General features: G+C 72.6%; 11 protein-coding genes. 9 read left to right on the top strand and 2 right to left on the bottom strand.

Features of this window, described 5'->3' with window-relative positions:
- The 8 genes from G3I65_RS51515 to G3I65_RS51480 form a co-directional block, all read left to right on the top strand.
- On the top strand, positions 1-429 hold a 429-nt coding region (locus G3I65_RS51515), incomplete at its 5' end, for a CD225/dispanin family protein (RefSeq protein ID WP_160698472.1).
- A 52-nt stretch (positions 430-481) separates the two neighbouring features.
- The gene (recO, locus tag G3I65_RS51510; RefSeq protein WP_160698473.1) at positions 482-1,243 is read left to right on the top strand and encodes a DNA repair protein RecO; all 762 of its coding nucleotides are present in this window, start codon (positions 482-484) and stop codon (positions 1,241-1,243) included.
- A gap of 42 nt (positions 1,244-1,285) precedes the next feature.
- Positions 1,286-2,101 carry an isoprenyl transferase gene (locus tag G3I65_RS51505; RefSeq protein ID WP_086858941.1) on the top strand — a complete coding sequence of 272 codons (816 nt, stop codon included), beginning with the start codon at positions 1,286-1,288 and terminating at the stop codon, positions 2,099-2,101.
- Positions 2,098-2,523 carry a YbjN domain-containing protein gene (locus tag G3I65_RS51500; RefSeq protein WP_160698474.1) on the top strand — a complete coding sequence of 142 codons (426 nt, stop codon included), beginning with the start codon at positions 2,098-2,100 and terminating at the stop codon, positions 2,521-2,523. The genes G3I65_RS51505 and G3I65_RS51500 overlap by 4 nt, the downstream gene beginning before the upstream one ends.
- Positions 2,524-2,648: 125 nt before the next feature.
- Positions 2,649-3,656, top strand: coding sequence for a permease (locus tag G3I65_RS51495; protein ID WP_163046905.1), 1,008 nt, complete (start codon positions 2,649-2,651; stop codon positions 3,654-3,656).
- The gene (locus G3I65_RS51490; protein ID WP_160703290.1) at positions 3,653-4,384 is read left to right on the top strand and encodes a TIGR03943 family putative permease subunit; all 732 of its coding nucleotides are present in this window, start codon (positions 3,653-3,655) and stop codon (positions 4,382-4,384) included. Before G3I65_RS51495 ends, G3I65_RS51490 begins: the two co-directional genes overlap by 4 nt.
- Positions 4,385-4,430: 46 nt before the next feature.
- Entirely contained in the window at positions 4,431-5,231 is an 801-nt protein-coding gene (locus G3I65_RS51485; RefSeq protein WP_239071964.1) for an alpha/beta fold hydrolase, read from the top strand.
- Positions 5,232-5,240: 9 nt separating this feature from the next.
- Entirely contained in the window at positions 5,241-6,062 is an 822-nt protein-coding gene (locus tag G3I65_RS51480; protein WP_309236082.1) for a helix-turn-helix domain-containing protein, read from the top strand.
- 9 nt (positions 6,063-6,071) lie between these two features.
- On the opposite strand, the gene G3I65_RS51475 is transcribed toward G3I65_RS51480, so the two are convergent.
- Positions 6,072-6,485, bottom strand: a complete 414-nt coding sequence (locus G3I65_RS51475) for a Fur family transcriptional regulator (protein WP_160703288.1) — start codon at positions 6,483-6,485, stop codon at positions 6,072-6,074.
- Positions 6,485-6,844 (bottom strand): helix-turn-helix transcriptional regulator, encoded by a 360-nt coding sequence (locus G3I65_RS51470; protein ID WP_160703294.1) that lies wholly within the window; start codon positions 6,842-6,844, stop codon positions 6,485-6,487. The genes G3I65_RS51475 and G3I65_RS51470 overlap by 1 nt, the downstream gene beginning before the upstream one ends.
- A 267-nt stretch (positions 6,845-7,111) precedes the next feature.
- Here G3I65_RS51470 and G3I65_RS51465 point away from each other — a divergent pair.
- Positions 7,112-8,159, top strand: a 1,048-nt coding sequence (locus G3I65_RS51465) for a hypothetical protein (protein ID WP_160703286.1), incomplete at its 3' end; no start/stop codon positions are given.

Here is an 8,159-nt window from a genome sequence, read left to right as displayed (position 1 = left end):
GGCCAGCAGCCGCAGCAGCCGGGCTACGGCCCGCCGTCCGGCGGCACGCCCGCGCCCTACGGCCAGCCGGCACCGTACGGCCAGCCCGCGCCGTACGGCCAGCCGCCCTCCGGCGGGTTCGGCGCCCCCGGCTACGGCATGCCCGGTGGTGGTGGCGACATCAACCAGATCAAGGACTACAAGGGCTGGGCGATCGGCTGCATCTTCCTCTTCTGGATCCTCGCGATCTTCGCGATCATGAAGTCCAACGAGGTCCAGACGTACAAGATGCAGGGCAACTACGCGATGGCGGAGCAGGCGTCGAAGACGACCAAGACGCTCTGCCTGATCGCGACGATCGTCGGCGGCCTCGGCTGCCTGACCGCGGTCATCGTCTGGATCGTGGCGCTGACCACCGCCGCCACGTACTGCTCGGGCTACTACTGCTGATTCCCGCGGGGCGCACCACCCCGGCATCGCCCGGAAGTGGGACGATGTCGGGGTGGTGAACCTCTACCGCGACACCGGGGTGGTGTTGCGCACGCACAAGCTGGGTGAAGCCGACCGGATCGTCACCCTGCTGACCCGGCGGCACGGGAAGGTGCGGGCCGTCGCGAAGGGCGTGCGGCGGACGTCGTCCCGCTTCGGGGCGCGGCTGGAGCCGTTCGGCCACGTCGACGTGCAGTTCTACACCGGGCGGACGCTCGACGTCATCACCCAGGTCGAGACCGTCGACGCGTTCCAGCTGCCGCTGGTCGCGGACTACCAGCGCTACACCGCGGCCAGCGCGATCGCCGAAACCGCGGACCGGCTCTCGGCCGAAGAGGGCGAACCGGTGCTCAAGCTCTACCTCCTCGTCTGCGGCGCCCTGCGTTCCCTCGCCGCCGGGGAGCGCGACGCGTCCCTCGTGCTCGACGCGTTCTTCCTCCGCGCGATGTCCTACGCCGGCTGGGCGCCCGCGCTCACCGAGTGCGCCCGCTGCGGCCTGCCGGGCCCGCACGTCGCGTTCAGCGTCGCCGCGGGCGGCTCGATGTGCCAGGACTGCCGGGTGCCCGGCTGCGTGCACCCCGCGCCCGAGGTCCTCGACCTGCTCACCGCCCTCCTGCACGGCGAATGGCCGCTGGCCGAGTCGACCCTGCCCGGCACCCGCCGCGACGCGAGCGGCCTGGTCGCGGCGCACCTGCAGTGGCATCTGGAGCGCCAGCTCCGGTCGCTTCCCCTCGTCGAGCGACGCGCCCGGGAAGCCGCCGCGCCCGGGCAGTAGGGTCGGAGACTGATCGGTTCACCCCATCCAGGGAGGCTCGCAGTGCTGCGCAGGGGACGCGAGAACAAGGCGTCGCGGTATGAGCTGCGGGCCCCGGATCCGCACCCGTCGGGCGCGAAGCCGCCGGAAATCCCGCGTGAGCTGGTGCCGAAGCACGTCGCGCTGGTCATGGACGGCAACGGCCGCTGGGCCAACCAGCGCGGCCTGCCGCGGATCGAGGGCCACAAGCGCGGCGAAGCGGTGATGATCGACGTCGCCGCCGGTGCCGTCGAAATCGGCGTCAAGTGGCTCTCGGTGTACGCGTTCTCGACGGAGAACTGGAAGCGCAGCCCCGAAGAGGTGCGGTTCCTGATGGGCTTCAACCGCGACACCATCCGCCGCCAGGTCGACTACCTCGGCTCGATCGGCGTGCGCATCCGGTGGGCGGGCCGCCGTCCCAAGCTGTGGGCGTCGGTGATCAAGGAGCTGCAGGCGGCCGAGGAGAAGACCAAGCACAACACGGCGCTGAACATGACGATGTGCGTCAACTACGGCGGCCGCGCCGAGCTGGGCGACGCGATGCAGCGGATCGCCCGCGACGTCGCCGACGGGAAGCTGGACCCGGGCAAGGTCACCGAGAAGACCATCGGCAAGTACCTGTACCAGCCGGAGATGCCCGACGTGGACCTGTTCCTGCGGCCGTCGGGGGAGCAGCGGACGTCGAACTTCCTGCTGTGGCAGTCCGCCTACGCCGAGATGGTCTACCAGGACACGCTGTTCCCGGACTTCGACCGGACGCACCTGTGGCGGGCCTGCCTGGAGTTCGCGAAGCGGGATCGCCGCTTCGGCGGCGCGGTCGACCAGGCGGCTTCCTCGTGAGCGCGACCGAAGCGGCCGAGACCGCGGAACTGCTGACGCAGGCGAAGGAAGCGCTCGAGCGCTACCTCGAGGTGCGCGTTGACGACGACGGCGCGCTGACGTTCTCCCACGGCGACGTCCCGTGCGTCATCCAGGCGACCCGGCTCGGCGAGGGGCTGACCGTGCTCTCGCTGACCTGCGTGGTCGCCTGGGACCTGGCGGACGGGCCGGAGCTGTCCGTCGCGATCGCCGAGCGGGCGGGGCAGGGGCTGTTCGGGACGCTCGGCGTCGGGCACTCGGACTCCGGGCTCGACGTCACGCTGCGGTACGCCTTCCCGGCCGCCGGCCTGGACGCCTCGGCGCTGGGGACGTTGCTCATGCTGGTCGTGTCGACGGCTTCGCAGCTGCGGACCGAATTGCCGGGTATCGGGTCCGCCGGGTAACCCACACGGGGTGGAGTTTCCGCCGCGAACGGCGGATTCCGGTCGGAAACGGACCGGATCCGGCCGTTCGCGACGGTGCGGCCGGTTTCTTGTCGGTGGGCACTGGCATCATCGTCGCCGTGAACATCGTTTCCACTTCCGAAACCGAGCCCGGCCGGCGCACCCGCCGCTTCCGGATCAGCTCGGTCGAAGTGCTGTGCGCGATCCTGCTGATCGCGATCCTCGGCCAGGGTTGGCTGCAGCAGCTGTTCGACGTACCCGCGCTGCGCACCGGGTCGACCGTGTTCGTCGCCGTCTGCGTGCAGGCGCTGCCGTTCCTGGTGCTGGGCGTGCTGATCAGCGGGGCCATCGCGGCGTTCGTGCCCGCGCGCGTGCTGGAGAAGGTGCTGCCCCGCCGGTCCGGTGCGGCGGTCGGCGTGGCCGGGCTGGCCGGGGTCGCGCTGCCGGGCTGCGAGTGCGCGTCGGTCCCGGTGGCGCGCCGGCTGATGGGGCAGGGCGTGGCGCCGGCCGCGGCGCTGACGTTCCTGCTGGCGGCGCCGGCGGTGAACCCGGTGGTGCTGGTGGCCACCGCGGTCGCGTTCCCCGGCAAGCCGGAGATGGTGCTGGCCCGCTTCGCCGGCTCGCTGGCGACAGCGGTGGTGATGGGCTGGCTGTGGGCCCGCTGGGGCAAGCTCGAGTGGATTACTTCGCGCGCCCTGCGGCGGCTCCCGGAGGTGGCGAGCGGGCAGCGGTGGCGGGTGTTCGCCGAAACGGCCCGCACGGACCTGGTGGAGGCGGGCGGCTTCCTGGTGCTGGGCGCGCTGATCTCTTCGGCGCTGAACGTGCTGGTGCCGGCGAAGTGGTTCGGCGTGCTGGGCGACCAGCTGGTGCTCGGCGTGCTGGTGATGGCGGTGCTCGCGGTGGTGCTGGCGCTCTGCAGCGAGGCGGACGCGTTCGTGGCGGCGTCCCTGACGGCGTTGCCGCTGCTGCCGAAGCTGGTGTTCCTGGTCGTCGGCCCGGCGGTGGACGTCAAGCTGTTCGCGTTGCAGGCAGGCACGTTCGGCCGTTCGTTCGCGGTCCGCTTCGCGCCGGCGACGTTCGTGGTGGCCATGGCCTGCGCGGTCGTGGCCGGGCTCCTGGTGGGTGTGGCGTGAAACGCGAGACGCAGAACATCCTGCTGCTCCTGCTGGGCGGCGCGTTGATCAAGATCGCGGTGAACGGCGACTACCTGAGGTACGTGAAGCCGGCCCAGCAGCCGTGGATCATCGCCGGCGGCGCGGTGATGGTCCTGCTCGGCGCGGTGGCGATCGTGCGCGATCTCCTGGCCGCCCGTGCCGCGCCCGCACCGGCTTCCCCGGACGACGGTCACGGTCATGCCCACTCGGCCCGCCCGGCGTGGCTGCTGCTCGTCCCGGTCCTGGCGGTGTTCCTGGTCGCACCCCCGGCGCTGGGCGCCGACTCGGTGATCCGCACGGAGGCAAGGGTTCCGGCCAGCGCGGCGGCGGCCAACGCGGCGTCGTTCCCGCCGCTCCCGGCGGGCGACCCGGTTCCGTTGGCGGTCAACGAGTTCGTCAGCCGCGCGGGCTGGGACGCGGCGGGCACCTTGAACGGCCGCACGGTCGCCCTGACCGGGTTCGTGGTCCACAACGACGGCGGCACCCTGCTGGCCCGCCTGGTGATCAGCTGCTGCGCGGCCGACGCGTTCCCGGTGACGGTCCGCCTCCGCGGCGGCGAAGCCGACCACCTGGCGAGCGACGCCTGGATCCGAGTGACCGGCCAGGTGGTCCCCGGCACGGCGACCCGGGCGAACAGCTACACGCCCGACTTCACCCCGGCCTCGCTGGCGACGGTCCCGGCCCCCAAGGATCCTTACGAATACTGACATTCGTCCAAGACGGGCGGCCGGCGGCGGCTCTAACGTCCGGCACATGGTTGTTCACGGGATGCACGTCGTCCACGACGGTCCGGGGCAGGCGCCGCCCCTGCTGCTCATCCACGGGTCGGGTGCCGCGGGCGCCTCCTGGGGCCCGGTGGCCGGGATCCTCGCCGCCCGCCACCACGTCATCCGGGTCGACCTCCCGGGGTGCGGCCAGTCGCCGCCCGCGCCGTCGTACGCGGTGCCGGGGCAGGCCGCCCGCGTGGCCGCGCTGCTCGACGACCTCGGGCTGCGGCAGGTCACGGTGGCCGGGCACTCCAGCGGCGGCTACGTCGCGACGGCGCTGGCGGAACAGCGTCCCGACCTGGTGCGGTCGCTGGCGCTGATCAGCACCGGCCCGAGCCTCGACGCGCTCCTGCCGCAACCGTTGATCCTCCGGGCTCTGCTGGCTCCGCCGTTCGGCCCGATCCTGTGGCCCCGGCGCTCGGACGCGGTGATCCGCAAGGGAATCCGCGCGACGACCGCCCGTCCGGTGGAGATCCCGGACGACGCCGTCGCCGAGCTGAAAACCATCGGCTACCGCACGTTCCGGAGAATCCTGCGCGCCAATTCCGCCTACATCGCCGAGCGGAGCGTGCCGGACCGCCTCGCCCGTCTCGGAAAGCCCGTGCTGGTGGTGTTCGGCGCGGCGGACCCCCGCTGGGACCCGCGGTCGGCGCACCAGTACGACGCGGTGCCGGGCGCGCGCGTCGAACTGCTCCCCGGCGTCGGGCACGTCCCGCCGCTCGAAGCCCCCGAGCCGACGAGCGAGCTGCTGCTGCACTTCGCGACGGCGGACGCTTCACCGGCATAAGCTGCGTACGTGCTGGAGACCGGCTGGCAGTGGGTGGACGTGGAGGTCGCGGTCCCGCGCCCGGCCACGCGGCTCCCGGGCGTCACCATGGCGGGGTTCCGCCAGCGGATCCCCGGGGACGTCGCGATCGCGATGGTCGCGCACCCGGCCGTCACCCTGCTGCTCGACCTGAGCGAAACGGGCGGCATCATCCGCGAAACCGGCGGTACGCGCCGGTGCGGCAGCTTCGTCGCGGGGTTGCTCCCGGGCGGCCTCCGGACCGGAGGCAGCGAAGGCGAGTGCCTGCAGATCCGCCTGTCGCCGGTGGTGGCCGCCGCGCTGCTGGACGTCTCGACCGAGCTGACCGGCACCGTGGCCACCCTCGAAGAGGTCTGGGGCCGCGACGCCGCCCGCGTCGAGGAGAGGCTGCGCGCCGCGCCGACCTGGGACGACCGGTTCGCCCTCGCGACGGACATCCTCACCCGCCGGATGGCGGCCCGGCCCCGGGTGGAGCCGGAGGTCGTCGAAGCGTGGCGCCGGACGCTCGACGGCCGGGGGCAGGTCAGGGTCGAGGGGCTGGCCGAAGAAGTCGGCTGGAGCCGCAAGCGCTTGTGGTCCCGGTTCGGCGCCCAGCTCGGGCTGACCCCTAAGCGAGCGGGCCGGCTGGTGCGCTTCGACCACGCGGCCCACCTCCTCGCCGCGGGCCACACCGCAGCAGCGGTGGCCGCGCGAAGCGGCTACGCCGACCAGTCGCACCTGCACCGCGAGACTCGGGCGATCGCGGGCCTCACGCCGTCCGAACTGGCCACCGCGCCGTGGCTCGCGATCGACGACGTGGCCTGGCCCTCGTGACCGGTTCGCTCAGTGTTCCGCGCAGGTGCCGGTGATCTCCACCGTGTGCGAGATCTCCGAAAACCCGTGCTCGGCGGCGATCTTCTCCGCCCACCGCTCGACGGCCGGTCCTTCGACCTCCACCGTCCGGCCGCACAGGCGGCACACCAGGTGATGGTGGTGGTGCGCGGAACACCGCCGGTAGATCGCCTCGCCGGAGTCGGTGCGCAGGACGTCGATCTCGCCGGCCTCCGACAGCGACTGCAACGTGCGGTACACCGTGGTCAAGCCGATGCCGTCGCCGCGCTTGCGCAGCTCGTCATGCAGTTCCTGGGCGGAGCGGAAGTCGTCGACGGTGCTCAGCAGCTCGACGACCGCGGCTCGCTGCCGGGTCGATCGGCGCCCGGGCACCGGGGCCTGGCTGCGCGACGCGGCGGGGTTCATCACTTTCCTTCCTGCACGTGGGCTACGGCGTCGACCACGATGTGCGCCAGGTGGTCGTCGGCGAGCCGGTAGACCACCTCGCGGCCGCGGCGTTCGCCCTGCACCACCCCGGCGGTCTTCAGCACCCGCAGGTGCTGGCTGATCAGCGGCTGCGCGACGTCGAGGGCGTCCACCAGCTCGTGCACGCACCGGTCGGCGGCCCGCAGCTGCAGCACGATGGCGATCCGGACCGGCGCGGCCAGCGCGCGCAGCAGGTCGCCCGCGTCCGTCAGTACCGACGGGGACGGGTGGACCGGCGCCGGCCCCGGCGCGCACTCCGCGAGCCCCGGCTGGGCGCCACTCCCGGTCACCGTCGCCATGCCCGCCTCCAGCCTGCCCGTCCGGACCATGAATTCCGTAGTCATTGCCGATAACGGCCCCGCCCATCCTAGTGTTCCCCCGGATGGGAGCCCCGCCCCGGCGCCGAGCTGCGGGGTACGGCAGGTCGTATTACCCCGTTCGGGTGAGTTCGTGGGATATTGGCTCTTCGGCTTCGCATGTAGTGGCCGACGGTGCAAGGTTGTCGCGGAGCGTTTCGTCGCTTCTCGCACGCCGGCGCCGCGCCCGGAGCACACCAGTGGGGAGACATGACCCGTTTCGCAACGAAAGCAGCCGCGCTGACGGCTGTGGTGTTCCCGCTGGTCGGAGTGGGTTTGGCCGGGGCGCAGACGCAGGCCGTCGACGAGAAGACCGGGCCGGTCTCGTTCGCGAACATCGCTTCGGTCCGGATCGGCGCGGAAGGTCAGCGCGGCGGCGCCCTCATCACCGAAACGCAGCGTTCGCCCCTGCTGCCGGGGCAGTCGAAGCTCGGCACGGACCGCGTCACCGTCCCCAAGGACGACGGCGAGCGCGCGACCTTCGGCGGGCACTACCAGATCGACCTCGGCCGCTACAGCGCGTCGCAGAACCCGTACCCGCCGGGTGTCGCGAGCCGCGACCACAACGTCGTCGCCGCGTTGCAGGCGACCACGGTGCCCACCGCGGTGGCGGAGACGAACTACGCGCTCCGCGACGTCTGGCAGGGGGCCGCGAAGCCGGTCGACAACACCGTGCTCGTGCTCGAAGGCGCGAAGTCGGCGGTGGACTGCACCGGTCCGGCGAAGCTCACCACCACCACTTCCCTCGCGCGGCTGTGGGTGCGCCAGGCCGACGGGACGCTCGGCATCGTCCCGGTGCCCGGCGGCACCGCCGGCCTCCAGCTGACCAACCTGAAGCTCGGCCCGCCCGGCGACATCACGAACGCCGACAAGGCCACCACGGTCTCGGACCTCAAGCTGACCCGCGTCGCCACGTTCGACCAGCTGATCCGGCAGGACGGCTGGCGCGGCGGCGACTTCACCGCGGTCGCCGGCTGGCGCGTCGAGATCACCACACACGTCAAGGACGCGCAGGGCGCCGCGCTGCAGGACGTGCGGACGAACATCGTGCTCGGCGGCGTCAGCTGCTCGGTCCCGAAGGGGTTCGTCGCGAAGGCGGGCAACCAGTCGGGCGGCACGACCGCATCGCAGGCGGCGGTCCCGACCCAGGTCCCGGCCGGCTACCTCGGCGCGGCGGCCCCCGCGACCGACGGCGACGGCTCCCGCGTCCCGCTCGGCGTCGGCCTCCTCTTCGGCGGCGTCTTCTTCGCGGCGGTCG

It is taken from the genome of Amycolatopsis sp. SID8362 (genome assembly GCF_010550475.1).
Taxonomy (GTDB): Bacteria; Actinomycetota; Actinomycetes; order Mycobacteriales; family Pseudonocardiaceae; genus Amycolatopsis; species Amycolatopsis eburnea.
The sequence above is the reverse complement of the archived record's forward strand: the minus strand, read 5'-3'. Positions and strand labels throughout refer to the sequence as shown.